Genomic DNA, 26,036 nt, shown 5'->3' with positions numbered 1-26,036 from the left:
CGACGGTTCGCGTCGGCCGGCCCGGAGCCCGTACGCGCACGAAAGGGATTGGACAGGGGGCGCTGGCCAGGAACTTTTCGACGCAAGGGGTGCTGAGTGACATGACGACAACCGACATTGCCAGGCCTGTCCCCTACCGGGAGGTGACGGACAGCAACGGCCGGATGTACCGGGTCGGCGAGACCGACATCGACATCATGGGCCGCAAACGCAAGTGGATGGTCATCCTGCCGTGGGTGGGCATGATGGGCATCAGCTCGGCCGAGTACGCGTTCGCCTCCGCCGAGGACACGCTGCACACCGCGCACCACTGGAGTAGTCTGCACATCTTCTGGATGCTGGGCGTCTGGGTCTTCTTCCAGGCGGCGGTGGCCTTCCCGGCGGGCAAGCTCCGCGAGAGCGGGAAGCTACCGGCCCGGTGGGCGATGATGATCGGCGCGTGCGGCACCCTCTTGGGATACCTATCGCTTGCCTTGGCACCTCATGTGGTCGTCGCCTACATCGGGTTCGGCATGTTCAGCGGCATGGGCGCCGGCATGGTGTACGCGACCTGCGTGAACATGGTCGGCAAGTGGTATCCGGAACGCAAGGGCGGCAAGACCGGCTTCGTCAACGGCGGCTTCGCCTACGGCTCGGTGCCGTTCGTCTTCATCTTCACCGGCTTCATGGACCTGACCAACTTCCGTTGGGTGCTGGTGTCGGTGGGTCTCTTCCTGGCCACCATGGTCGCCGTGGCGGGCTACTTCTTCCAGGACCCGCCGAAGAACTGGTGGCCCGCCGACGTGGACCCACTGCGGCCGCCTGACGACCCACGGGCCCGGCGCGCCCTGCGGATGAACCCGCCCGCCGTGCGGCAGTACACGCCCAAGGAGGCCTGGCAGACCGGCCGGGTCGGGCTGATGTGGTTCTGTCTGCTGTGCACCTCGGGTGTGAACATCTTCGGCATCGCGTTCCAGGTGGACATCGGTGAGGACGCCGGTTTCGCGGGCGGAATCGTCGCCACGGCGATGTCCCTGAAGGCCATCGTCAACGGCACCGGGCGGGGTGTCATCGGCTGGCTGTCGGACCGCTACGGACGCAAGCGATGCCTGATCTTCGTCTGCATCGTCCTCGGCCTGTCGCAGTACGGCATCCTCTGGTCCGCCGAGATCAAGAACCTCCCGATGTTCCTGATCTTCTCCAGCATCTCCGGTTTCGGCGGCGGCGCCATCTTCCCGATGTTCGCGGCCATGACGGCGGACTACTTCGGAGAGAACAACAACGCCTCCAACTACGGCCTGGTCTACAGCTCGAAGCTGGTCTCCGGCCTTCTCGGCTCCGGCATGGGCGCCGTGGTGGTGAGCAACTGGGGCCACACCGGAGCGTTCACCCTCGCCGGATCCATATCCCTGTTCGCCGGCTTCGTCGCGCTCTTCCTGACGCAGCCGGGCAGGCCGAACCCCAAGGACATCAATCCCAACCCGCAACCCCTCGGTGAGGAGATGGCTTGATATGACGGCGGAGCCCTTCGCCGCAAGCGGCGCGTCCGGCCGCGCGGACGCGTCGTACAAGAAGTACCAGGAGGTCACGGACGCGCGCGGACGCGTCTACCGCATCGGCGAGAGCGACCGGGACATCCTCGGCCGCCCGCGCTGGACGATGGTCGTCCTCCCCTGGGTGGCCATGATCGCCATCAGTGTCTTCGAGTACGCCTACGGAGCCGCCGAGGACACCCTGTCCGCGGCGCACCACTGGTCGTCGTCGAACACCTTCTGGGTCCTTAGCGTGTGGATCTTCTTTCAGGCGGGCGTCTCCTTCCCCGCCGGGAAACTGCGTGAGAAGGGCGTCCTGAGCAGCCGCAAGGCCATGTTGACGGGATCCTTCCTGTCCCTGCTCGGGTTCGTCAGCCTCAGTCACGCACCCAACGTGGCGGCGGCGATGGTCGGCTTCGGCCTGCTCGGCGGGGTCGGCTCCGGGCTGATCTACTCGACGTGCGTGAACATGGTCGGCAAGTGGTACCCCGAGCGGCGCGGCGGCAAGACGGGCTTCGTCAACGGAGGGTTCGCCTACGGAGCGGTGCCTTTCATCTTCTTGTTCTCGTACGGCTTCGACACCTCCAACTACCGTACGGTGCTGGATCTCGTCGGCTTCTATGTGCTCGCCGTGACCCTGGTGGCGGGCCTGTTCTTCAAGGACCCGCCGAAGAACTGGTGGCCCGCCGAGGTCGATCCGCTGCGGCCCGGCGGTGACTCCCGCATCGCCGTGGCGCTCGCCAAGAACCCTCCGGCAGTACGACAGTTCACTCCTGGAGAGGCGTTACGCACCGGTGTCGTGCCGCTGATGTGGGTGTGCATGCTCTGCTGCGCCGGAGTGTCGATCTTCGGGATCTCCTTCCAGGTGCCGTTCGCCAAGGACATGGGCTTCGGCCCGCTTATCGCGGCGTCCTCGATGGGCGTCATGTCGGTGATCAATGGCACCGGGCGGGGCGTGGTGGGCTGGCTCTCCGACCGCCTCGGCCGTCGGCCGACCCTCACGTACGTCTGTCTGGCCCTGGCCGTCGCGCAGTTCGGCGTCCTGTGGGCGGGCGAAATGCACAACCAGCCGCTGTTCCTGGTCTTCGCGTTCCTGTCCGGCTTCGCCGGCGGCGCGTTCTATCCCCTGTTCGCCGCGCTCGTCCCCGACTACTTCGGAGAGAACAACAACGCGTCCAACTACGGCATGGTCTACAGCGCGAAGCTCGTCAGCGGCCTCTTCGGAGGCGGCCTGGGCGCGATGGTCGTGGACTCCTGGGGCTACGTCGGCGCCTACGTGATGGCCGGTGCGGTGTCGCTGCTCGCGGCGGCCCTGTCACTGCTGCTGCACCAGCCGCAGCTGCCACGCGAGCGTGCCGTCACGGTGTGACGTCCAGCCGGTGCACCAGGCCGGTTGTTCCAGGGGGAGGGGTGTTGCCCGCCGGACCGGCGGGCAACACCCCTCCCCCGTGGACGCTCAGTCGCCGCAGCGCTCCCGCAGGGAGTGCAGGTGCGCGCTGGACTTGCGGGCGAACGCGTAAGACTCGACCGGGTTGTCGTGCTCGGCCTGCCAGTGGTGGTAGCGGCGTCCGTTATGGGTGCGGGCGGTCACCTTGGACAGGAACCTCTTGTAGTCGATGTCTCCGTCGCCGACGTCCGACATGCGGTAGCCGTCCCGGGCTGAGTCGTCCCGGATGCCGTCCTTGACGTGGAACAGCGGGTAGCGGTGCGGTCGCTTGAGGACGTAGTCCAGCGGGTCGAAGGGCCGCGGTGTGCCGTCCACCTGCTTGCCGAAGCGGAACTGCGCGGAGTACGCCCAGTAGATGTCCAGCTCCAGGAACACATGGTCCGGGTCGGTCTCGGCCAGCAGCACGTCGTAGAGGCGCACGCTCGGCTTGTCCGTGGCGAAGGAGAACTCCTCGGCGTGGTTGTGCTGGTAGAACTTCATCCCCCGCGCGCGTGCCGCTTCGCCGTACGTGTTGAAGTCCTCGGCGGCCCGCTTCCACGCGTCGACGGTCGAGCCGTAGCGGAAGGGGCCCGACGCGGTCCCGATGTGTTTGAGGCCGAGCGCTTCGGCGTCGTCGAGGACCTTGGTGAGGTTCTGCGCGAACGTGTACGCGTTCGGGTTGCCGTTGTCGTAGTAGCCGACGTGGCTGCCGATCGGGTTCAGTCCGTGGTCGTGGGCGAGTTGCTTGAGCTGTGCGAGCGTGATGGGGCCCGCGGAGCCCTGGGTGTATCCGGCGAACTCGATCTCGTCGTAGCCGTAGCGCTCCAACTCGCTGAACACAGTGGCGAATCCGGCGGTGGAGACCCGGTCACGGAGGCTGTAGAGCTGGATGCCGAGGCGGCCCGGCGGCAGGACGGGGCGGCCGCGGCCCTTGCCGTGCGTCTGAGCTGCGGTGTCCGCCGCCGCGGCGGCGGGTGCCGTGGCGGCGACGGTGCCGACGAGTGCGGCCGCGGTGGTGCCCGCGGCGACACCGAGCATGCCGCGTCGGCTGAGTCTGTGGGCGAGCTCGGGGTCGTCCGGGGTGTGCTTGCGGCTCATGCGGTTCTCCCTGGCTGGGTTCGGGTTCAGGGGTCGGGGCCTGATCAGGGATCAGTTCGAATAGCGGATCAGGGTGAGGTCCGGGGCGGACCCTGATGGCGTGGTCCGCGCCCTCTGGTTCAGTGGAGACAGATCGCTCAGTGCAGGCCGGCGAGGCGGAGCAGGAGCGATTTCACATCGGTGGCCGCGACGCGGCCGGTGACGGCGTGGGGGGTGGAGCACAGAATGAGCGGTCCGGAATCGGAGTCTTCGCTCGTGGGGAGGCGGCCATGGCTGCCGCGAATAGGTGAGGGGTCCAGGGGCACGACCGCCATGCGGTAGCGCATGCCGAGCTTCTTGCGGGCCAGCGCGCCCGCGGCCTTGAGGCGGACGTAGGGGTCCTCGGGATCCATGAACAGCTCGACGGGGTCGTAGCCGGGTTTGCGGTGGATCTCGACGAGCTGCGCGAAGTCGGGCGCGCGGGCGTCGTCGAGCCAGTAGTAGTACGTGAACCAGGCGTCGGGTTCGGCGACCGCGACGAGCTCGCCGGAGCGCGGGTGGTCCAGATGGTGGGCCTTCTTGCCTTCGTCGTCGAGGAGTTGCTCGATGCCGGGCAGATCGGCGAGCGCGGCACGGGTGGCTTCCAGGTCCTCGGGCCGTCGGACGTAGACGTGCGCGATCTGGTGGTCGGCGACGGCGAAGGCACGGGACGCCATCGGGTCGAGGTATTCCATGCCGTCCTGCGTGTGCACGTCCAGGAGTCCGGCGCGGCGCAGGGCGCGGTTGATGTCGACGGGACGGCTGACACGGGTGATGCCGTACTCGGACAGCGCGACGACGGTGCGGCCTTCTGCTCGCGCCTGGTCCAGGAGCGGAGCCAGCGCCGTGTCCAGGTCGGCGGCCGCCTGATGGGAGCGCGGGTCGTCGGGACCGAAACGCTGCAGGTCGTAGTCGAGATGAGGGAGGTAGCACAGGGCCAGGTCGGGCCTGCGGGTGGTGAGGAGGTGACGGGTGGCATCGACGATCCAGCGACTGGAGACGATGTCGGCGCCCGGGCCCCAGAAGTGGAAGAGGGGGAACGTGCCGAGCTTCTCGGTGAGTTCATCGTGCAGGGCCGGGGGCCGGGTGTAGCAGTCGGGTTCCTTGCGGCCGTCGGCGTAGTAGACGGGGCGGGGCGTGATGGTGAAGTCAGTGTCGGCGCCCATCGCGTACCACCAGCAGATGTTGGCGACGGTGTAGCCGGGGTGCGCGCGGCGGGCGGCGTCCCACAGCTTGTCGCCGGCGACGAGGCCGTTGTGCTGGCGCCACAGCAGGACGTCACCGAGCTCGCGGAAGTACCAGCCGTTGCCGACGATGCCGTGCTCGGCGGGCATGGTGCCGGTGAGGAAGGTGGACTGGGCGGCGCAGGTGACGGCGGGCAGCACGGTACCCAGGGACGCGCGGGAGCCGGACCGGGCGAGGGCCGCGAGGTGCGGCATGTGATCGAGCAGCAGGGGGGTGAGGCCGACGACGTCGAGAACGAGCAGCGGGTTGGGCTGCTGTGTGTCGGGGGCGGGAGAGGTCATGGCAGTTCCTTCAGGCCGAGCTCGGTCAACAGGTCGCGGGCGAGGGTGAGTTCGGCGGCGATGCCGTCGGCGAGCTGGGGGCGGGCGCGGGGGCGCAGTTCGGGCGGGAGGGCCTGCCAGGTGTAGGTCTCGACTTCGAGGTGGCGGGTGCGGGGGTGCGGTCCGCCGACGAGCCGGGTGAGGGTGTCCTTCAGGACGGGGAGCGTGGAAGTGAGGGGCGCGGCGGGAGGCGCGTGCAGGGGGACATGGAAGTGGGCGCGCCAGGGCGCCGCGTCGGGCAGGGCATCGCGGGTGAGGGCCTCGCCGAGGTCGTCGGTGCCGCGCAGGGCGGTGGCGACGAGGGTCCCGCCGGCGGCGGCCCCGCCGGGCTCCTGGGGCAGGGTGCGGGTCTGGTGCAGGAATCGGGGCTCGTCGAAGGCGGCGAGGGCCTCGCGGACGTCCGGCAGGTGGGGGTGTTCGGCGTGCAGGGCGGCGGAGAGCTGGGATTTGACGACGGGGATGCCCGCGACGGCGAGGGCGTCGAGCGCGGTCCCCGGGTCCTCGAAGGAGGTGGCGAGATGACAGGTGTCGACACAGATGCCGATGCGGTCGTGGCCGATCGCGGTGAGGGGGGCAATGGCGTCGCCGGTGGTCTCCACGGTGCAGCCCGGTTCGGGTTCGAGGCCGACGCGGATGGATTTGCCGGTCAGTTCGGCGAGGGCGTCCAGGCGTTGGCCGAGCGTGACCAGGGCGGTGCGGGCCTCGGCGGCGCGGGGGGCATCGAAGGTGGTGCGCCAGGCGAGTGGAAGGGTGGAGATGGTGCCCTCGGTGACGTCGTCCGGCAGCAGTTGGGCGAGGACGCGGGCCAGGGCGGTGGTGTGGGTGAGGCGTTCGGGGTCGGCCCAGTCCGGCTTGTAGACGCGGTACTTGACCTCTTCCGCGCCGAAGCCCTCATAGGGGAAGCCGTTGAGGGTGACGACTTCGAGGCCGCGCCGGTCCAGTTCGGCGCGCAGCCCGCGGAGTGCGGCCGGGTCGGTGACCAGGGCGTGGGCGGCGTCCTTGGCGAGCCACAGGCCGATGCCGATGCGGTCGCGGCCGAGTCGCTTGCGGACGGGCTCGCAGTGGTCGCGGAGCTGGCCGAGGACGCCGTCGAGGGTCTCGGCGGGGTGGACGTTCGTGCAGTACGCGAGGTGGACGGTGGACCCGTCGGGGTGGCGGAAGCGCATGGGTCACGCACCGCCGCGCAGAATCGAGTTGCCCTCGTGGGTGGCCTCGGTGTCCGTGACGTCGAGGGCGAGGCGTCCGCTGAGCCCGTAGAAGGCGACGGGGTTGCGCCACAGGACCCGGTCGACGTCGTCGTCGGAGAACCCCGCCGCCAGCAGGGCGTCGCCGACCTTGCGGGTCTTGAGCGGGTCGCTCTTGCCCCAGTCGGCGGCCGAGTTGACCAGCACCTGCTCGGGGCCGTACTGCTGCAGGATCGCGACCATCCGGTCCTCGTCCATCTTCGTGTCCGGATACACGGAGAAGCCGAGCCAGCAGCCCGCGTCCTTGGCTTCCTTGACGGTGGTCTCGTTGAGGTGGTCGATCAGGACCCGCTCCAGGAGCAACGCGGACTCCCGGACGACATCAAGGGTGCGGCGCAGGCCCGCCAGCTTGTCGCGGTGCGGGGTGTGCACGAGGGCGGGCAGTTCGTGGTCGGCGGCGAGCTGCAGCTGAGTGGCCAGCGCGGTGTCCTCGGCCGGAGTCATGGAGTCGTAGCCGATCTCTCCGACGGCGACGACGTTGTCCTTGACGAGATAGCGCGGCAGCAGGTCGAGGACCGGCGTGCACCGGGGGTCGTTCGCCTCCTTGGGGTTGAGCGCGATCGTGCAGTGGTGGGCGATGCCGTACTGGGCGGCGCGGAAGGGTTCCCAGCCGAGGAGGGAGTCGAAGTAGTCGACGAAGGAGGCGGGCGAGGTGCGGGGCTGGCCGAGCCAGAACGCGGGCTCGACGACGGCGCGGACCCCGGCGGCATACATCGCCTCGTAGTCGTCGGTGGTGCGGGACGTCATGTGGATGTGGGGGTCGAAGATGCGCATCAGGACTCCTGCTCCTCGCCGGTGGACGTCGAAGGGGCCGCGAAGGGGGCGGGGGCCGCCGGGTGGTCGGGGCCGGTGGGCGCCGGGTGGTCGGGGCTCGGGGCCCGGTGGTCGGGGCCGGTGGTTGCCGGGGTGTCGCCGTCGGTTGGCGTCGGCAGGTCGGTCAGGGCCAGGACGCGGTACAGATCTCCGGGGACGGTGCGGCCGGCGGCGGCGCGTTCGGCGGCGTAGTCGCCGAGCATGCGGGCCAGTTCGGAGTCGGCCCGGGCGCGCTGCGCGAGATCGGCGACGGCATCCACGGGTACGCCGGTGAACAGGCACTTGAGGACGGCGTGACGCCAGTCGTGCGGAGCCAGGTGAGTGGCGGCGTACGGGCCGAGCGCGGCGGCGACGAGCCGGGTGTCGTTGGTGCGCAGCGCGTCCTCGACCAGGGGCAGCGCGTCGGCCCCCGGCACCAGGTGCGGGAGGGCGAGCAGGACGGCGCGGCGTTCGGTGGCGGTGCCCTGTTCGTAGAGCCGGGTGAGGGTGGCGGTGTCGGCGCGGGCGGCGTACAGGAGCACCAGCCGGGCAGCGTCGGCGTGATCGGGCCCGCAGCGGCGGCCCGCCTCGGCGAAGCACAGTTCCCAGCTTGGGACGGCGCCGGGCGCGAAGGGCTGGGCGGCGCTGCTCGGCTGAGCGGTGGCGACTTCGGTGGAGGTGGTCTGGGCCGAGGTGGCCCTGGTGGAGGCGGCTCTGGTGGAGGCGTGCGCGGCGGCCGCGGTCGTGGCCCGGTCGAGCCAGGTGCGGGCGGGATCGCCGAGGGCGGCGTCGAGGCGGGAGCGGAGGTCGGCGACCGAGGGGAGGTGGGGCGCGAGGGTCCGTGGGCTGTGGCTCACGAGGTTCCTCCTTGGGGTGCGGCCTCCTGGGCGGCAGGACCGGTGGCGGCGAGTTGGTCGGCCCGGCGCAGGAACTCAAGGGAACGGGAGGCGAGTTCGGGGCCCGCGTGGGAGTGGCGGGGCAGTTCGACGACGGTCAGGCCCTGGTAGCCGGTGGCGGCGAGGGCGCGCAGGACGGGCGGGAAGTCGATCTCGCCGTCACCGAACGGGAGGTGTTCGTGGACGCCGCGGCGCATGTCCTCGATCTGGACGTGCCGGAGCCAGGGGGCGGCGGCGCGGACGCAGTCGGCGGGTGACTCGGGTTCGAGGCACTGGCAGTGGCCGATGTCGAGGGTCAGGCCGAGGGCTGCGGGGTCGCCGAGCAGATGACGGAGGTGGTGGAAGTCGGCGAGCGTGGCGAGCAGGTGGCCGGGTTCGGGCTCGATGGCGAGCGGTACTCCGGCGCCGGATGCGGCGGCGAGGACGGGGGTGAGCGCGTCGGCCAGGCGCCGCCAGGCGATGGCGTCGTCGGTGCCGTCGGGTGTGATGCCGCTGAAGCAGTGGACGGCATGGGCGTTCAGGTCCGCGGCGACCTGGACGGCGCGGATGAGCAGGCGGACGCGGTCGGCGCGGCGCTGGGGGGCGGGATCGAGCAGGGAGGGGCCGTGCTTGCGGCGTGGATCGAGGACATAGCGGGCGCCCGTCTCGACGGTGACGGTCAGACCGAGCCGGTTCAGGCGCCGGGCCACACGGCGGGTGCGGGCCGCCAGGTCAGGGGCGAGGGGGTCGAGGTGCATGTGATCGAGGGTCAGTCCGACGCCGGAGTAGCCGAGGTCGGCGAGGAGGCCGAGGGCGTCGTCGAGCCGGAGGTCGGTGAGCCCGTTGGTGCCGTAGCCGAACCGGGGTCGCACGGGAGCACCCGTTGTCCCCCGCCCGAGCGTGCCGTCGCCCCCGCTCACGTGACACTCACCTTGCGGGCGAACCGGCGGGCCATCGGCGCCAGGGCCGCCGTGAACAGAGCGCTGCCGAGAGCGCCGGAGCGGGCGGCGAGGGCGGCCTGGAGCGGGATCAGGGCGCGGATGCCGCCGCCGACGGCGCGCTGGGTGAGAGGAGGTGAGGGGTTCAGGGCCGCGTGGAGGTAAGGGCGGGCGGCCGTGGTGGCGTAGGCCGTGCCGAGGGCGAGGGTGGTGCTCGACCGGAGGGCAGCGGTGCCCGGTAGGCCGGAGGTGGTGCCCGGCAGACCGGCGGCGGCTGCGGTCCGTCGGTCTGCCGGGGGGTGCGAGGTGTACGCCACGGCGTGTCCGAGGGCCAGCGTCGTGGCGAGGGCGCCCAGCGGGGCCCCGGTCGAGCCGCCTTGGGTCTCGTGCCGGGACACCGTGGTCACGGCGAGAGTGTGGGCGGCGAGGGTTGCTGCGGCGGGGAGGGCTGCGCGGGCCGCTGCCGTGGGGGTGGGGCGGGGACTGCGGGGACGGTGCGTGCTTGGGCGGGGCGTGCTTGGGCTGGGAGTGCTTGGGGGGTGAGGGCCAGAGCGGTGGGGGCGCGTGCGGTGGGGTTGGGGCGAGGGTGGGGTTCGTCTTGTCCCGGCGGTTACCGGTGTGGTGGGGCTGGGCGGGGGGCCTCCGGCGTTCGCCGTGGTCTTGGCGTCGGTGAAGGGGGCCGTACTGGCCAAGGTGGCGAGGGCGGTGAAGGCCTTGGGGGTGCTTGCAGGCTTGGCGGCTCGGGTGGCCCCGAAGGCTCGGGAGGCCTGGGACGCCTTGGTCGGCTTAGACGCCGTAGTGGCCCCGATGGCCGCGGCGACCTTGGCGACCAGTGACCGCCCGGAGCTGGCTGGCTGCGTCGCCGAAGTCCCTGCGGGAAGCGTCGCGGGGGCCTGAGTGGAAGGCGCCGCCGTCGGCCTGGCAGGGCGAGTCGCGGCGGACCGGGTGGGGCAGATCGCCGTGGCCTCGGTGGAGCGGGCTGCCTCCGGTGAGGTCTTCGCCGCGGACCGCACGGCACCGGCGTCCGTGGCTGTGGCCGCGCGTGCGGCCGCGTCCGCTCGAGCCCCCGCGCTCGCCCCCGTTGCCGTGGCCGTGGCACCAAGGAGCAGGTCCAGTCCTCGGGCCGCCGCCATGGCCACGGGTCCTGCGGGTGTGCGTTTGAGGCCCAGGTCGTAGGCCCAGACCGTACCGGCGAGGGCGGTGGCGGTGGCCAGGGCGGGTCGGCCCGCGCGGGAGGCCAGGGCCAGGCCGCCCGCGGTGAGCGCGACCGCGGCGGTGAAGGCGGCGGTGGGGGTGACACGGCCCGAGGGGATGGGGCGGTGGGGGCGGTCGACGGCGTCCTCGTCGCGGTCGGCCCAGTCGTTCAGGGCCATACCGGCTTCGTACAGGCAGAGGGAGGAACCGATGGCGAGGAAGGTGCCCCGGCCGGGGCGCAGGCCGGTGGCCGCGGCGCCCGCGAGGGCGTCGCCGGGGACGGTGAACAGGGCGGGCAGGCGGAGGAGTTCGGCCCAGGCGCGGAGGTTCATGAGGCGTCCTCGGGGGGTGCCGTGAGGGGAGACGGCGGCGCGGGGCGTAGCTGCGGGGCGGCCGCGGGCACCGGTTCGGGCTCAGCGACGGGCACCGACGCGGGCACCCATGCGGACACCGATCCGCAGTCAGCTACGAGCGCCGATGCGGACGCTGGCGTGAGCACCGATGCGAGCACAGGTGTGAGCACCGATGCAGGCACAGGCGCCGATACGGGTACAGCCACGGGAGCCGATGCGGGCACGGGTGCCGGTGCGGGCGCGGGCACCGCTGGGGGCGTGGGTGCGCGTACCGGTGCGGGCGCGGGGGGAGGCAGTCGGCGTGGCGCCGCGCGTCGGGCGTTCACGCCGACTCCCGGAGGCGGTCGGCGAAGGCGAGGAGGGCGAGGTGCTGGTCCGGCAGGGCGGAGGAGGCGCCGGGGTCCGGGTCCTTGAAATAGAAGGCGAGTTCGGGGCGGGGTCCGGCGAGGCCGACTTCGTGGGCGCGGGCGAGGAGGCGGGCCAGGTCCAGGATCAGTGGCGCGGCGAGGGCCGAGTCACAGCCCTGCCAGGTGGTCTGGAGGGTCATGCGGGTGCCGAGGAAGCCGTCGAAGGCGATGTGGTCCCAGGCGGTCTTCCAGTCGCCGAGGGCGGGGACGTCGTCGATGTGGACCTCGCCTTCGGGGACGGTGCCGAGGGTGTCGGCGAGGACGCGTTCCTTGCCCGCGTTCTTGGCGGCGGCCGCGGCGGGGTCGGCGAGGGCGGCGCCGTCGCCGCCGCCGAGGAGGTTGGTGCCGGACCAGGCGCGGACGGCCAGGGCGCGCTGGGCGAACATCGGGCCGAGCACGGACCGGAGCAGGGTCTGCCCGGTCTTGCCGTCCCGCCCGGCAAAGGGCAGCCGGGAGGCGGCGGCCAGGTCGGCGAGGGCGGGGTGGTGCAGGCCGGTTGAGGGGGTGAAGTTGACGTAGGGCGCACCGGCGCGGAGCGCGGCGGCGGCGTAGAGGGAGCTGGGGGGCAGCCGGTCGGCGGAGGCAGTTGCCGATCCGGCGGACGCGGTCGTCGGCCCGGCGGAGGCGGTTGCCGATCCGGCCAAGGCAGTCGTCAGCCCGGCCGAGGCGGGCGCCAACTCGCCTGAGCCTGCACCCGCCCCGTCGGAAGCCGACGCCGACCCGGCCGAGCCCACGGCCGACCGGGCCGGGCCCGCCGCCGACCCGCCCACGCCAACCGCCGGTTCCGTCGAGGCCACGTTGATCACGACCACGCGGGCCAACCCGTGGCGGTGTGCGAAGTCGCGGATTTCCGCGGCGAAGGCGGTGATCAGTTCGTCGTCGGTGCGGGAGTCGCCCGGGAGGGGGCCGCCCGGGCGGATCTCGGCGTCGGCGGCGGCTAGTTCGGCGTGCACGGCTGCCGGGAGGCCGTGGGGCAGGACGCCGCCGGCGGCGAGGTGTTCGGCGCGTTTGGGCAGCGGGCACTCCATGGTGTCGTGCCCGCCGAAGACGAGGGAGGACAACGTTGGCAGTCCGGTGCCGGAGAAGGGAGGTGTTTCGGTGACCAGGCCGGTGGGCGGGTGCAGCCCCGCCGACATCGCCGCGCAGCCCGCGATGGCTGTGGTCGCGACGGAGCCGCGCGCTCCGATCAGCCACACCCCGGTCGGGCCCGGGGCGTCGGAAGCGGTCGGGCCCGCGTTGGCAGAAGGGGACTCGGTGGACACGGCTGCCTCCTGTCGTCAGACACGTACGGTCGTCACCCGCGCCGCGCGGAAGGGGGCTCGCGCCTCGCGGTACATCAGCCACGCCGCACGGTGCGGACTCCACGCCTCCCGGCACGGGATCCACGCCCTGCGGTACCTCACCCGCGCCACACGGACCACAGCCCGCACCTCGCGGCACATCAACCACGCCGCGCGGAACAAGGCCCGCGCCCCGCAGCACATCAACCACACCGCACGGAGCAAGGCCCGCGCCCCGCGGCGCAGGTATCTCACCCGCGCCGCACGATGCGGACTCCGTCCCGCACGGAACAGCACCCGCCCCGCGCGGCGCGGGCCGGGCAAGACGGTGGGCGGAGGTCCGGCGTCCTCCGCCCACCGCCGTCTATCGGCCGCCCGCCTCCTCACCCGCGGGCAGCTCCGTACCGGTGGACAGCTCATGGCCACCGGGCAGCGCCTTACTGGTGGGCAACGCCACGCCGGTGGACAGCCCCACGCCGGTGGGCAACCGCTTGCCGGTAGGCAGCCCCACGTCGAGGGGCAGCCCCACGCCGGTGGGCGCCCCCTTGCCCGCGGACATCTCCTTGCCCGCAGGCAGTTCCCGCACCCGGATGTCCCGGAAAGCGACCTGATCATCAGCCCCGTGGTTCTGGATGCCGATGTGGCCGTCGCGCAGGCTCCGGGCGGGGTCGGTGTTGGTGAAGTCGTTGATCTTCACACCGTTGAGCCAGATCTGGAGGCGTTCGCCCTCGACGCGGAGTTCATAGGTGTTCCACTGCCCCGGTGGGTTCAGGGCCTTGTCGCGGGCGGCGAGGTCGGCGGACTTGAAGCCGTAGACGGAGCCGGTGGTCTTCTCGGGGACGTCGGTGGCGTCGATCTGGATCTCGTAGCCGTTGTTGACGGCGGTCCAGGGGTCGTCGGAGGGCGGGAAGCCCACGAAGATACCGGAGTTGTCGTCCTTGTCGGTGCCGGAGATCTTCCAGTCGAGCTTCAGGGAGTACGAGCCGAACTGCTGGGGCTCGTACCAGAGCAGGCCCATGCCGCCGACGGAGGTGATGGTGCCGTCGTCCTTCCGCTCGAAGGAGCCGGGTCCGGCCTGCTTCCAGCGGGCGAGGGAGGCGGCGGTGCCGTCGAAGAGGGGGGTGTAGCCCTGTTCGGGACGGCAGTCGGCCTGGGCGGCGCCGACGGCGTAGCGGATGCCGCCGAGGAGGTGGGTGCGGAAGGCGGGGTCGGCGTAGGACTCCCTGGTGTGGCCGCCGCCGGTGTAGAAGGAGCGGCCGGGGGTGCCGTCGACGGATCCCTGGCACCAGGCGATCGGGTGGTCGCCGCCCATGGACCCGCCGCTGTAGGACGACTCGTCGAGGGAGGCGAGCACGCGGGCGCGATCGCGCGGGTTGGCGCGGTAGTTGTACCACTCGTCGGTGCGGTCCCAGGCCGCGCCGAGGTGGGCGGTGGCCGGGTGGGCATGGTCCTCGACCTTGATCTTCGCGGGCTGGATCGCGGGGTGGGACTGGAAGTAGGCGCCCGCGAGGCGGCCGTAGAAGGGCCAGTCGTACTCGGTGTCGGCGGCGGCGTGGACGCCGACGTAGCCGCCGCCCGCGCGGATGTAGCGCTCGAAGGCGGACTGCTGCTTGCTGTTCAGGACGTCGCCGGTGGTGGAGAGCCAGATGACGGCGTCGTAGCGGGCGAGGTTCTTGGTGGTGAAGGCGCCCGCGTTCTCGGTCGCGTCGACGGTGAAGCCGCCTGCGGCGCCGAGGTCCTTGACGGCGGCGATGCCCTCGGCGATGGAGTCGTGGCGGAACCCGGCCGTCTTGGAGAAGACCAGGACGCGTTCGCCCGCCTTCTTCCGTTCGCCGTCGGGGCGGGTGGAGTCCGGCTTGGACGCGGCCGGGCCGGACACGCAGCCGATGAGCAGGGCGGCGGCCGCCGTCGCGACGGTCAGGCGTACTGGTGCGCGCATGGGGTGCCCCCTTTCTCAGCTCGTGGTGAAGGTGAAGTCGTCGACGTCGTAGAGCGCTCCGGTGCCTTCGCCCTTGAAGACGAGGAACAGTGCCGTGGTTCCGGCGGGTGCCCCGGCGAGGTTCGCCGAGACGTCGGTGTACGTCTCCCACGACCCGGTGGGGTCGGCCTTCGCGGTGCCGAGGAGCGTGCCGTCCACGGATCCGGCGCGGACTTCGAGGGTGCCGCCGGACCCGGCCGAGGCGACGCGCGCGGTCAGCTTGGTGGCGTTGGAGAGGACGTACGGCTTGAAGGAGATCCAGTCGCCGTTGTTGATGTCGCCGACGGTCTTGCCGCCGTGGGCCGGGGTGTGGCTGACGATGGAGACGCCCTTGGAGTCGCCGTAGTGCTCGCCCTGGCGGTGCTTGGGCTGGACGACGTTCTGGTCGTGGGTGGTGAGGGCGGGCTGGCCGTTCGCGCCCTTGTCGGTGTACTCGGCGTCGAAGACCCCGAAGATGTTCGCGTTCGGGTCGTGTTCGCCGTCCGCGGTGGTCTGCAGGGTGCCCTCGCAGCCGTTGGCCGAGGTCACGGGGTGGCCGTGGCTGTCGTGGCCGAGGATGTGGGTGACCTTGACCTTGGTGCAGTCGATGGTCCCGTCCTCCGGGTCGGTCACGGTGACCTTGAAGGGCACCTTGTCGCCGAAGGTGAACAGCTGCCCGTCCGCGGGGAGTTCCAGCTTCACGGTCGGCGCGGTGTTGCCGACGGTGACGTGGGCGCTCGCGGTGCCGGTGCGGCCCGAGGGGTCCTTGGCGGTGACGGTCGCGGTGTAGACGCCGTTCTTGTCGTACGTGTGCGAGGGGTTCTGCTCGGTGGACTTGCCGCCGTCCCCGAAGTCCCAGCTGTACGTCAGCGCGTCGCCGTCCGCGTCCGTGGCCTTCGCCGCGAACTTGGTGGCGAGCGGGGCCTGGCCGCTGGTCACGGACGCCTCGGCCTCGACGACCGGCGAGTGGCCGCCGGTGGCGTTCTCGATGCGGTAGAGGGCGGAGTGCTCGTCGCCGTTGAAGAATCCGGTGCCGTAGTCGAGGACGTACAGGGCGCCGTCGGGGCCGAACTCCATGTCCATCACCTGGGTGCCCTTCCAGGGGAAGGCGTTGATGGACTTCACGCTGCCGTCGGCGCCCTGGTCGATGCGCTTGATCCAGCGGCGCCCGAACTCACCGGCGAAGTAGTTCCCGTCGTAGGCCTGCGGGAACTTGACGGGCGAGTTCAGCTTGGCGTCGTAGCGGTAGACGGGGCCGCCCATCGGGGACTCCGAGCCGGTGCCGAACTCCGGGACCGAGCCGCCGTCGTAGGGGATCCACGCGGGCTGCGCCGGGGGCAGCGCGGTGAGGCCGGTGTTGTGGGGCGAGGTGTTCTTCGGGGCGGCGCAGTCGAAGGCCGAGCCGGCGGCGCCGGTGGCGAAGTCGTAGTCGATGTACGCCTCGTTCTTGCCGGTGCAGTACGGCCAGCCGTAGTTGCCGGGCTTGGTGACGCGGGCGAACTCGACCTGGCCCGCGGGGCCGCGCTTGGGGTCGGCCTTGCCCGCGTCGGGGCCGTAGTCGCCGACGTACACGATGCCGGTGGGCTTGTCGACGCTCATCCGGAAGGGGTTGCGGAAGCCCATCGCGTAGATCTCGGGGCGGGTCTTCTTGGCGCCCTTCTTGAAGAGGTTGCCGCTGGGCACGGAGTACGTGCCGTCGTTGCGCACCTTGATGCGCAGGATCTTGCCGCGCAGGTCGTTGGTGTTCCCGGCGGAGCGCTGGGCGTCGTAGGCCGGGTTGCGGGTGGCGCGCTCGTCGATGGGGGTGTAGCCGTCGGAGGCGAAGGGGTTGGAGTCGTCGCCGGTCGACAGGTAGAGGTTGCCGGCCTTGTCGAAGTCGATGTCGCCGCCGACGTGGCAGCAGATGCCGCGGCTGGCCGGGACGTCGAGGACCTTCTTCTCGCTCTTCGCGTCCAGGGTGCCGTCGGCCTTCAGGACGAAGCGGGACAGCCGGTTCACGCCGTCGAACTTCTTGAAGTCGGCCGCCGTGCCGTCGTTGGGGGCGTCGCCCGCGGGGGTGCTCAGGGGCGGGGCGTAGTAGAGGTAGACGGCCCGGTTCTTGGCGAAGCCGGGGTCGACGCCGACGCCCTGCAGGCCCTCTTCGTCGTGGCTGTAGACCGGGATCTTCCCGGCGACCTTGGTCTGGCCGGTGGCGTCGGTCAGGCGGACGGTGCCGTCGCGGGAGGTGTGCAGGACGGAGCGGTCGGGGAGCACGGCTAGCGTCATCGGCTCGCCCATCTCCGGCTCGCCCTTGGCGAGGGTGACCTGCTGGAAGTCCTCGGCCTTCGGCTGCGGCCGCGGCTGCGGGTCCGGGTGGGCGCCGGCGTGCGGCGCGGCGAAGGTGAGGGTGGCGGCGGTGAGCAGGGTTCCGGTGAGCAGGGCGAGGCCTCTGCGGTTGCGTGGGCGGAGTCTGTGCACGGAGTCCTCCGGTCGGGGGCCGTTCGCTGTGGGGGTGCGGGTCTGGCGCCCGGGATGCGCCGTCACCCCGGGAGGGGGCTATGTCCTGTACACATCAGGGACGGTAGCCAGGTTTGTCCTCGGCGAAAAGCCCTTGCACAGCCCTTTAGTTGGACTTTTTCCCGTGGCTGGACAAACTCGGTTACGGGCAGGCCGGTGCACCGCGGAGCGCCGCCGATGCGCTCCGCGGTACCCCGTGGTCAGCTACTTGTCGCCGCCGAAGGCCGCGTCGAACGACGCCGTCGGGGGCTCGAAGTCGAAGGTCTTCAGATGCCGCAGGGCCTCCGGAGCACCCTGCAGCCGGTCCATCCCGGCGTCCTCCCACTCCACCGAGACCGGCCCCTCGTACCCGATCGAGCGCAGCATCCGGAACACGTCCTCCCAGGGGACGCCCCCGTGGCCCGTGGACACGAAGTCCCAGCCGCGCCGCGGGTCGCCCCACGGCAGGTGGGAGCCGAGGCGGCCGTTGCGCCCGTCGAGGCGCTTGCGGGCCTCCTTGCAGTCGACGTGGTAGATGCGGTCCCGGAAGTCGTAGAGGAAGCCGACCGGGTCGAGGTCCTGCCACACGAAATGGGAGGGGTCGAAGTTGAGGCCGAAGGCCGGGCGGTGGCCGACGGCTTCCAGGGCCTTGTGCGTGGTCCAGTAGTCGTACGCGATCTCCGAGGGGTGGACCTCGTGCGCGAAGCGGACGCCCTCGGCGTCGAAGACGTCCAGGATCGGGTTCCAGCGCTCCGCGAAGTCCTCGTAGCCGCGCTCGATCATCGACTCCGGGGCGGGCGGGAACATCGCCACCAGGTGCCAGATCGCAGATCCCGTGAAGCCGACCACCGTGTCCACTCCGAAGAGCGCGGCGGCGCGCGCGGTGTCCGCCATTTCCAAGGCGGCCCGCTGCCGTACGCCCTCGGCGTCGCCGTCGCCCCAAATGCGGGCCGGCAGGATCGCCTGATGGCGCTCGTCGATGATCGCGTCGCAGACCGCCTGGCCGACCAGGTGGTTGGAGATGGCCCAGCACTTCAGGCCGTACTTGTCGAGCAGCGCGTGCCGCCCGTCGACGTACGAAGGGTCGGACAGGGCCTTGTCGACCTCGAAGTGGTCGCCCCAGCAGGCCAGTTCGAGGCCGTCGTAGCCGAAGTCGCGGGCCAGGGCGCAGACCTCCGCCAGGGGCAGGTCCGCCCACTGGCCGGTGAAGAGCGTGAACGAGCGGGGCATCGGCGAGCCTCCTCAGACGAGGTTGACGCTGGCGTGGACAGGGGCGGCGGGTACGGGGGTGTACACGGCGTTCTTCTCGGCGCTCTCCTCGACGGCCGCGAGGACGCGCTGCACCGAGAGGCCGTCCGCGAAGGAGGGTGCGGGCACGGTGCCCGTGGCGATGGCGTGGAGCAGGTCGCGGGCCTGGTGCACGAAGGTGTGCTCGTAGCCGAGTCCGTGGCCGGGCGGCCACCAGGCCTCCAGGTAGGGGTGGCCGGGTTCGGTGACGAGGATACGGCGGAAGCCGGACGAGGAGGCCGGTTCGGTGTGGTCGTGGAAGGAGAGTTCGTTCAGGCGCTCCAGGTCGAAGGCCAACGAGCCGTCGGAGCCGTTGAGTTCGAGCCGCAGGGCGTTCTTGCGCCCGGCCGCGAACCGGGTGGCCTCGAAGGTGGCGAGGGCGCCGGAGGGGAAGCGCGCGGTGAAGACGGCGGCGTCGTCCACGGTGACCTGCCCGAACCCGGCGGCCCCGGACCCGGCCCCGCCTCCGGCCCCGGCACCCGGCTCGGATCCGCTCCCGGTGCCCGCCGCCGTGATCCCGGCCGAGGAGCCCTCGGGCAGCGGCCGTTCCCGTACGAAGGTCTCCGTGAGCGCCGAGACGCCCGCGACGGCCTCGCCGGTGAGGAACTGCGCGAGGTCGACGATGTGCGCGCCGAGGTCGCCGAGCGCGCCGGAGCCCGCGCGGTCCTTGCGCAGCCGCCAGGTCAGCGGGAAGCCGGGGTCGACCAGCCAGTCCTGGAGGTAGCTGAGACGGACGTGCCGCAGTGTGCCGAGGCGCCCCTCGGCGACCATGCGGCGGGCGAGGGCGAGCGCGGGCACCCGGCGGTAGTTGAAGCCGACCATCGCCACCTGACCGCGCGCGGCGGCCCGTTCGGCGGCGGCGGCCATGGCCTCGGCCTCCTCGACGGTGTTGGCGAGGGGCTTCTCGCACAGCACGTGCTTGCCCGCGTCGAGGGCGGCGATGGCGATCTCCGCGTGGCTGTCGCCCGGCGTGCAGATGTCCACGATGTCGACGTCGTCACGGGCGATCAGGGCGCGCCAGTCGGTCTCGGCGGCAGCCCAGCCGAGCCGGTCGGCGGCGGCGCGCACGGCGGTGCCGTCGCGCCCGCACACCGCGGCGAGCCGCGCGCCGAGGGGCAGGTCGAAGACGTGGCCGACGGTGCGCCAGCCCTGGGAGTGGGCGGCGCCCATGAAGGCGTAGCCGACCATGCCGACGCCTATCCGGCGGGGTCCGGCGGCGGCCGGTCCCGGGGCGGTGCCGTCGGCGGGGGCGCTGTCGGCGCGGGCGCTGTCGGCCCGGGGGCGCTCCCCCGCCGTCCCGCGCCCGGACGCGCCGCCAGTACTCCCCCCGGCGGCCACCCCGGCCGAACCAGCAGCCGATCCAGCAGCCGAACCGTCAGCCGAACCGACCGACCCGACAGCCGTTCCCTCGGCCCCGGTCCCAGCCCTCGAAGCGGCCCCCGACCCGACAGCCGACCCCCTGACCTCGAGGCCGGCCTCCCCCGCTGCCCCGGGACCGGCCTCGTGCTCCGTCTCACTCATGCGGTAACTCCTCCTCGTCGACGCGTCGACTCAACTCGGCGCTCAGCTCCACGCGTCCGGCACGGGAGCACTCCCGTGCCGGATGCCGGGCGGGCCGCCTCACTTGAAGCCGGTGGGCATGTACTGGTCGACGTTGTCCTTGTCGACGACGGCCGAGTAGAGCGTCAGCGAGGCCGGGATCTCGAACTCGGCCATGCCGCTCACGCCCTTGCCCTGGCCGAGGGCGCGCGCCAGGTCGATCGCGGAGGCAGCCATCGTCGGCGGATACAGCACGGTGGCCTTCAGGACGCCGCGGTCCTGCTTGATCTCCTGGAACGCGGAGAGCGCGCCCGCCCCGCCGACCATCAGGAAGTCGTCCCGCCCGGCCTGCTTGATGGCCCGCAGCGCACCGACCCCCTGGTCGTCGTCGTGGTTCCACAGCGCGTCGAAGTTCTTCTGCGCCTGCAGGAGTTGGGACATCTTCGACTGCCCGGACTCGACGGTGAACTCGGCCGCCTGCCGGGCGACCTTCTCGACGTTCGAGTAGTTCTTCAGCGCGTCGTCGAAGCCCTTGGTGCGCTGCTTGGTCAGCTCCAGATTGTCGAGCCCGGCCAGCTCCACGACCTTGGCGTTCTTCTTGCCCTTGAGCTTCTCGCCGATGTAGTGCCCGGCGTTCAGCCCCATGCCGTAGTTGTCACCGCCGATCCAGCAGCGATAGGCCTGCGCGGACGCGAAGATCCGGTCGAGGTTGACGACGGGGATCCCGGCCTTCATGGCCTTCAGACCGACCTGGGTGAGGGCCTTGCCGTCGGCGGGCAGGATGACCAGGACGTCGACCTTCTTGTTGATGAGGGTCTCGACCTGGCCGATCTGCGCGGCGGTGTCGTTGGAGCCCTCGGTGGCCTCCAGCGTCACGTCCTCGTACTTCTTCGCCCGCGACTTGGCGTTGTCGTTGATGGCGTTCAGCCACCCGTGGTCGGCCTGCGGACCGGCGAAGCCGATGGTGACCTTCTTGCCGGGCTTGTCGTCGGCGACGGCCTGGTTGTTGTCGGACGGCGCGTCGTCGTCCTTGGACTCGTTGCTGGTGCAGCCGGTGAGCACGGCACCCGCCGACACGGCGGCCGCTCCGAAGAGCAGTCCTCTGCGGCTCGCGAAATCTGGCATGACAGTGAACCCCTTACGTGGTAGCCGTACGCCGCTGGACGAGGACCGCGGCGACGATGATCGCGCCCTTGGCGATCTGCTGGACCGCGGTCTCCAGGTTGTTGAGCGCGAAGATGTTGGTGATCGTCGTGAAGATCAGAACCCCGAGCACCGAACCGGTGATGGTCCCCCGGCCCCCGCTCAGCAACGTGCCGCCGATGATCGCGGCCGCGATGGCATCCAGCTCGTAGAGATTGCCGTTGGTGTTCTGACCCGACCCGGCGAGGACGATCAGCAGGAAGGCCGCGATACCGCAGCACAACCCCGACAGCAGATACAGATACAGCCGCTGCCGCCGCACATCGATGCCCGCGAGCCGCGCCGCCTCGGCGTTCCCGCCCACCGCCACCGACCGCCGCCCGAACGTGGTCCGGTTCAGCAACAGCCAACCGACCACCGTCACAGCCGCGAAGACCATCACCAGCGGCGGAATACCCAGCACATAGGAATCCCGCTCCCCCAGCTTCAGGACCCCGTCCACGGTGACCATCTGCGTCTTGCCATCGGTGATCTCCAGGGCCAGGCCGCGGCCGGAGGCGAGCATGGCCAGCGTCGCGATGAACGGCACCATCCCGCCGTACGCGATCAGCAACCCGTTCACGAGCCCGCACCCGAGGCCGACCATCACCGCCGTGAACAAGATCCCCGCGAAGCCGTAGTCCTGCGTGGCCACCGTCGTCGCCCACACCGACGCCAACGCCACGATCGCACCCACCGACAGGTCGATGCCGCCAGAGATGATCACGAAGGTCATGCCGACCGTGACCACACCGATCACGGACGCCTGCGTGAGGATCAGCTGCAGGTTGTCCGTGTCGAGGAACGCCTCTGGCTCCGTGATCCCGCCGATCACGACAAGGGCGGCGAGGACGCCGAGCAGGGAGAGCGTCCGCACGTCGGCGCGGACGACGAAGGACCACCACGGGCGCTTGTCGCCGTCCGTCGGCGGACTCTTCTCGGTGATGGGCCGGGCGGGCGATGCGGGCTGCGTCATGACGCCGGGCTTCCTTCCGTGGTGGCGGGGCCGTGGAGGCCCTTGGCGAGGGTCGGGCCGTGCGGGCTCGATGCCAGGACGAGATCGAGTACGCGGTGTTCGTCGAGGTCGCGCGCGGGCGCGGTGTGGACGACCTGGCCCTCGCGCAGGACGAGGACGCGGTCGGCGAGGCCCAGGACCTCGGGCACCTCGCTCGATACGAGGAGGACGGCGAGGCCCTCGTCGGCGAGCCGCCGGATGACGGTGTACAGCTCCGCGCGGGCGCCGACGTCGACACCGCGCGTCGGCTCGTCAAGGAGCAGCACGCGGCAGCCGCGCAGCAGCCACCGGGCCAGGACCGCCTTCTGCTGATTGCCGCCGGAGAGGGTGCGCACGGGCACCGAGGGGTTGTCGGGCCGCAGCGACAGCTCCCGTGTCGCGGCGCGGGCGGCCTCGCGCTCCTTCGTACGGTCCAGCCAACCCCCGTACGAGAAGCGGGACATGGAGGAGACCGACACATTGCGGGTGACGGACTCCAGCATGAGCAGGCCCTGCGCCTTGCGCTCCTCGGGCGCGAGGCCGAGCCCGGCGCGCACCGCCGCGCGGACACTGCCCGGCCGCAACACCCGTCCGTCGACGCGGACTTGGCCACCCGTCGGCTTGCGGGCTCCGTAGACGGTCTCCAGTATCTCGGACCGGCCTGAGCCGACGAGCCCGGCGAGACCGACGATCTCGCCGGGTCGCAGTTCGAGGTCGAAGGGCGCGAACTCGCCCTCCCTGGTGAGGCCTTGGACGACGAGAACGGGTTCGGACGGGGTCTCCTCCCGATCGCGGACCGGTCGCTCGGGGAAGACGTACTCGACGTTGCGGCCCGTCATCAGCGCGATGACCTCGCGGGTCGGCGTCTCCTTGGCGGGCAGCCCGACGGCGACGGCACGGCCGTCCTTCAGGACGGTGACGCGGTCGCCGATGCGGCGGATCTCCTCCAGTCGGTGCGAGATGTAGACGACGGCGACGCCGTCGGCCGTCAGGTCGCCGACGATGCGGAAGAGGTTGTCGACCTCGTCCGGGTCGAGCGCGGCGGACGGCTCGTCCATGACGATGAGGCGTACCTCGTGGGAGAGGGCGCGGGCCATCGACACGATCTGCTGCTGGGCCGCGGACAGGTCCCCGACGAGCCGCGCCGGATCGATCTCTCCGTGCCCAAGTCGCTTGAGCAGTGCGGCAGTTGAGGCGCGCGCGTCCCGGCCGCGGACCATGAAACCGGCGGCGGTCGGCTCGTGCCCGAGGTAGACGTTCTCGGCCACGGACAAGCCCTCCACCAGGTCGAGTTCCTGGTAGATGGTGGCGATGCCGAGGCGCATGGCGGCGATCGGCGAGCGCAGCGTGACCTCGTCGCCGCGCCAGACGATCGTGCCGTCGTCCGGCTGGTGGGCGCCCGCGAGGACCTTGATGAGCGTGGATTTGCCGGCGCCGTTCTGGCCGAGCAGACAGTGCACCTCACCGGCCTGGACATGCAGGTCGACGCCGTCGAGCGCGCGGACGCCCGGGAACGACTTGGTGATGCCGGACATGGTGAGCAGGGGTGGTTCTGGTGCCATGACGGTTCCCTCGGGGGGTGCGGCCGGTTTCAGGGCAGAGCAGGGCGAAGCGGATGGCGGTGGTATGGAGCCGGCTGAAGAGAGAGCAGGCTGATCTTGTAAAGGGCATGACAATGTCGATCAAGGCGCCGCGGGTCACCGCTCGCGCGTACGGACGTCCGGGGCCGCTAGGCCGGGGAGAACAGGTGGTCGCTGATGAGGCGGGCGCCGCCGATGACTCCGGCGGTGGGGCCCAGCTCACCGAGGACGATGGGGAGGTTGCCGGTCGCGAGGGGCAGCGACTGGCGGTAGACCTGGGTGCGGATCGCGGCGAGGAGCGTGTGGCCGAGGCCGGTGACGCCGCCGCCGATCACCACGAGACCGGGGTTGAAGAAGCTGACGAGGCCCGCGATGACCTGGCCGGTGCGGTTGCCGCCGGCGCGGATCAGGTCGAGGGCGATGGCGTCACCGGCGGCGGCCGCCGCGGCGACGTCGACGGCGGTGAGGGAGCCGGAGTTCTCGAAGCGGGTGCAGAGCTCCGGGGAACTCCCCTGGTGGGCGGCGTCCTCGGCGTCGCGGGCGAGTGCCGCGCCGCTGAAGTACGCCTCCAGGCAGCCCTTGTTGCCGCAGGCGCACGGGCGGCCGTCCGGTTCGACCTGGATGTGGCCGATGTCGCCCGCGCTGCCCGTCGTACCGCGGTACACCTCGCCGCCGACGACGATGCCGCAGCCGATGCCGGTACCGATCTTGACGCACAGGAAGTCGCCCACGGAGCGGGCGACGCCCGCGTGCTGCTCGCCCATCGCCATCAGGTTCACGTCGTTGTCGACCATGACCGGACAGCCGAGGTCCTGGCTGAGCGCCTCCCGGACGGGGAAGCCGTCCCAGCCGGGCATGATCGGGGGTGCGACCGGGACGCCCTCGGGGAAGCGGACGGGTCCCGGTACGCCGATGCCGGCGCCGTCGAACCCCTCCGCCAGGCCCGTCGCCCGCAACTTGCCGGCCATGGCGAGGACTTGCTCGAAGACGGCGACCGGGCCCTCGCGCACGTCCATGGGCTGGTTGATGTGGCCCAGTACCTCCAGCTCGGCATTGGTGACGGCGACGTCGACCGAGGTCGCGCCGATGTCCACACCGAGGAAGCGGAGGGCCGGGGCCAGGCGGATGTTGTGGGAACGGCGGCCGCCGCGGGATGCGGCGAGGCCGTCGGCCACCACGAGTCCGGTCTCCAGGAGGCGGTCCACCTCCACGGCCAGTTTGGACCGGGAGAGGTCGACCTGATCGCCCAGTTGGGCGCGGGAGTTGGGCCCTCCGTCGCGCAGCAGCCGCAGTAGTCGCGCCTGGTGCGCGTTGGCGGGTCGAGCCGTCATACGTCTCACGCGCCCCTCCCCGCCTCGTTCGGCCGAATCCCGTGTGTGTCCGTTGGGCTTTCGAGGGGAACGTAGCAGCGGTTGCCGGGGCTGGGAAGAAGTTGCGTACGAATTCCCTCCGACTTTCTCCAGTCCGAGGACAAAGGGGGGTGGGGTGGGACCCTGCCGGGGGCTCCCCAACCCCGCCCCTTCCCGAAACCGGGGGCTGCGCCCCCGGACCCCCGCTGTCGGCGCTCCGCGCCTCGTCCTCAAACGCCGGACGGGCTAAAGGATTGCCGGAGCGACGTACCAGCCCGCCCCCACCCGGTCAGAGGGCTTCGCGTTCGTGGTATGTCTTGCGCGTGTGCTCCGTGTGCGCCCGCATGACCTCCGTCGCCCGGGCCTCGTCGCGGGCGGCGATCGCGGCGATGAGTTCGCGGTGCTCGATCCAGGACTGGATGCCGCGCTGCCGGGCCACCGGCGTGTAGTACCAGCGGACCCGCCGGTCGACCTGCCCGGCCAGCTCGGCGAGGACGACGTTCCCGGCGAGTTCCATCACCTTGGCGTGGAAGGCGGCGTTGGTGGCGACGACCAGGTCGACGTCCCCGTCGGCGACGGCCGACTCGCCCTTGGCACACAGCTCTTCGAGGGCGGAGATCCCGGCCGTACCGGCGTTGGCGGCGGCGAGTCGCGCGGCCTCGGCCTCCAGGAGGGTGCGGACGGTGAGGAGTTGGTCGGCCTCCTCCTCCGTCGGCTCGTGCACGAACGCCCCTTGCGCGGGCCGCAGATCGACCCAGCCCTCGGTGTTGAGCCGCTGCAGCGCCTCCCGCACGGGCTGCCGGGACACTCCGAGGTGCCCGGCCAACTCGCTCTCGACGAGGTGCTGGCCGGGGCGCAGGGCGCGGATGGTGATGAGTTCGAGCAGCGCCTCGTAGACCCGCTCGCGCAGCGGGCCCGGGCGTTCCAGCTTGGGCACTGTCCCCTGTGGCAGTCCTGCGGACAACATCCCGG

General features: G+C 71.4%; 19 protein-coding genes. 2 read left to right on the top strand and 17 right to left on the bottom strand.

The window, feature by feature from the left end; genetic code table 11:
* The first annotated feature begins 101 nt into the window (after positions 1-101).
* Complete coding sequence (locus IE274_RS13110; RefSeq protein WP_190115829.1) at positions 102-1,490, top strand: OFA family MFS transporter; 1,389 nt, start codon at positions 102-104, stop codon at positions 1,488-1,490.
* A 1-nt stretch (position 1,491) separates the two neighbouring features.
* A complete protein-coding gene (locus IE274_RS13105; protein ID WP_190115828.1) occupies positions 1,492-2,880 on the top strand; it encodes an OFA family MFS transporter in 1,389 nt (462 codons plus the stop codon).
* Positions 2,881-2,967: 87 nt separating this feature from the next.
* On the opposite strand, the gene IE274_RS13100 is transcribed toward IE274_RS13105, so the two are convergent.
* From IE274_RS13100 to IE274_RS13020, 17 genes are all read right to left on the bottom strand, one after another.
* On the bottom strand, positions 2,968-4,035 hold the full coding sequence (locus IE274_RS13100) for a sugar phosphate isomerase/epimerase family protein (RefSeq protein ID WP_190115827.1): 1,068 nt from the start codon (positions 4,033-4,035) through the stop codon (positions 2,968-2,970).
* Positions 4,036-4,172: 137 nt separating this feature from the next.
* The gene (locus IE274_RS13095) at positions 4,173-5,579 is read right to left on the bottom strand and encodes an alkaline phosphatase family protein (protein WP_190115826.1); all 1,407 of its coding nucleotides are present in this window, start codon (positions 5,577-5,579) and stop codon (positions 4,173-4,175) included.
* Complete coding sequence (gene eboE / locus IE274_RS13090; RefSeq protein WP_190115825.1) at positions 5,576-6,784, bottom strand: metabolite traffic protein EboE; 1,209 nt, start codon at positions 6,782-6,784, stop codon at positions 5,576-5,578. The genes IE274_RS13095 and eboE overlap by 4 nt, the downstream gene beginning before the upstream one ends.
* Positions 6,785-6,787: 3 nt before the next feature.
* Positions 6,788-7,636, bottom strand: coding sequence for a TatD family hydrolase (locus IE274_RS13085; RefSeq protein ID WP_190115824.1), 849 nt, complete (start codon positions 7,634-7,636; stop codon positions 6,788-6,790).
* Positions 7,636-8,511, bottom strand: a complete 876-nt coding sequence (locus tag IE274_RS13080) for an EboA domain-containing protein (RefSeq protein ID WP_190115823.1) — start codon at positions 8,509-8,511, stop codon at positions 7,636-7,638. The genes IE274_RS13085 and IE274_RS13080 overlap by 1 nt, the downstream gene beginning before the upstream one ends.
* The gene (locus IE274_RS13075) at positions 8,508-9,401 is read right to left on the bottom strand and encodes a sugar phosphate isomerase/epimerase family protein (protein WP_372447065.1); all 894 of its coding nucleotides are present in this window, start codon (positions 9,399-9,401) and stop codon (positions 8,508-8,510) included. Before IE274_RS13075 ends, IE274_RS13080 begins: the two co-directional genes overlap by 4 nt.
* Positions 9,402-9,445: 44 nt before the next feature.
* Positions 9,446-10,993 (bottom strand): UbiA family prenyltransferase, encoded by a 1,548-nt coding sequence (locus IE274_RS40370; RefSeq protein WP_190115821.1) that lies wholly within the window; start codon positions 10,991-10,993, stop codon positions 9,446-9,448.
* A 343-nt stretch (positions 10,994-11,336) separates the two neighbouring features.
* Complete coding sequence (locus IE274_RS13065) at positions 11,337-12,683, bottom strand: inositol-3-phosphate synthase (RefSeq protein ID WP_229909499.1); 1,347 nt, start codon at positions 12,681-12,683, stop codon at positions 11,337-11,339.
* 382 nt (positions 12,684-13,065) lie between these two features.
* Positions 13,066-14,640 carry a ThuA domain-containing protein gene (locus IE274_RS13060; RefSeq protein ID WP_229909498.1) on the bottom strand — a complete coding sequence of 525 codons (1,575 nt, stop codon included), beginning with the start codon at positions 14,638-14,640 and terminating at the stop codon, positions 13,066-13,068.
* A gap of 15 nt (positions 14,641-14,655) precedes the next feature.
* A complete protein-coding gene (locus IE274_RS13055) occupies positions 14,656-17,115 on the bottom strand; it encodes a PQQ-dependent sugar dehydrogenase (RefSeq protein WP_190115820.1) in 2,460 nt (819 codons plus the stop codon).
* Positions 17,116-17,358: 243 nt separating this feature from the next.
* Complete coding sequence (locus tag IE274_RS13050; protein WP_190115819.1) at positions 17,359-18,363, bottom strand: sugar phosphate isomerase/epimerase family protein; 1,005 nt, start codon at positions 18,361-18,363, stop codon at positions 17,359-17,361.
* Positions 18,364-18,375: 12 nt separating this feature from the next.
* Positions 18,376-19,608: a Gfo/Idh/MocA family protein gene (locus IE274_RS13045; RefSeq protein WP_229909520.1), complete on the bottom strand. Its 1,233-nt coding sequence runs from the start codon at positions 19,606-19,608 to the stop codon at positions 18,376-18,378.
* A 432-nt stretch (positions 19,609-20,040) separates the two neighbouring features.
* Complete coding sequence (locus tag IE274_RS13040) at positions 20,041-21,084, bottom strand: substrate-binding domain-containing protein (protein WP_190115818.1); 1,044 nt, start codon at positions 21,082-21,084, stop codon at positions 20,041-20,043.
* Between the two features lie 13 nt (positions 21,085-21,097).
* Positions 21,098-22,117 (bottom strand): ABC transporter permease, encoded by a 1,020-nt coding sequence (locus tag IE274_RS13035; protein ID WP_190115817.1) that lies wholly within the window; start codon positions 22,115-22,117, stop codon positions 21,098-21,100.
* The gene (locus tag IE274_RS13030) at positions 22,114-23,697 is read right to left on the bottom strand and encodes a sugar ABC transporter ATP-binding protein (RefSeq protein WP_190115816.1); all 1,584 of its coding nucleotides are present in this window, start codon (positions 23,695-23,697) and stop codon (positions 22,114-22,116) included. Before IE274_RS13030 ends, IE274_RS13035 begins: the two co-directional genes overlap by 4 nt.
* Before the next feature lie 167 nt (positions 23,698-23,864).
* Entirely contained in the window at positions 23,865-25,046 is a 1,182-nt protein-coding gene (locus tag IE274_RS13025) for an ROK family transcriptional regulator (protein WP_190115815.1), read from the bottom strand.
* 307 nt (positions 25,047-25,353) lie between these two features.
* Entirely contained in the window at positions 25,354-26,031 is a 678-nt protein-coding gene (locus tag IE274_RS13020; RefSeq protein ID WP_190115814.1) for a GntR family transcriptional regulator, read from the bottom strand.
* Positions 26,032-26,036: the final 5 nt, after the last annotated feature.

Source organism: Streptomyces flavofungini (assembly GCF_014650815.1).
In the GTDB taxonomy this organism is placed as follows: Bacteria; Actinomycetota; Actinomycetes; order Streptomycetales; family Streptomycetaceae; genus Streptomyces; species Streptomyces flavofungini.
Note: the sequence above shows the minus strand (reverse complement) of the source record. Positions and strands in the feature narration are given on the sequence as shown.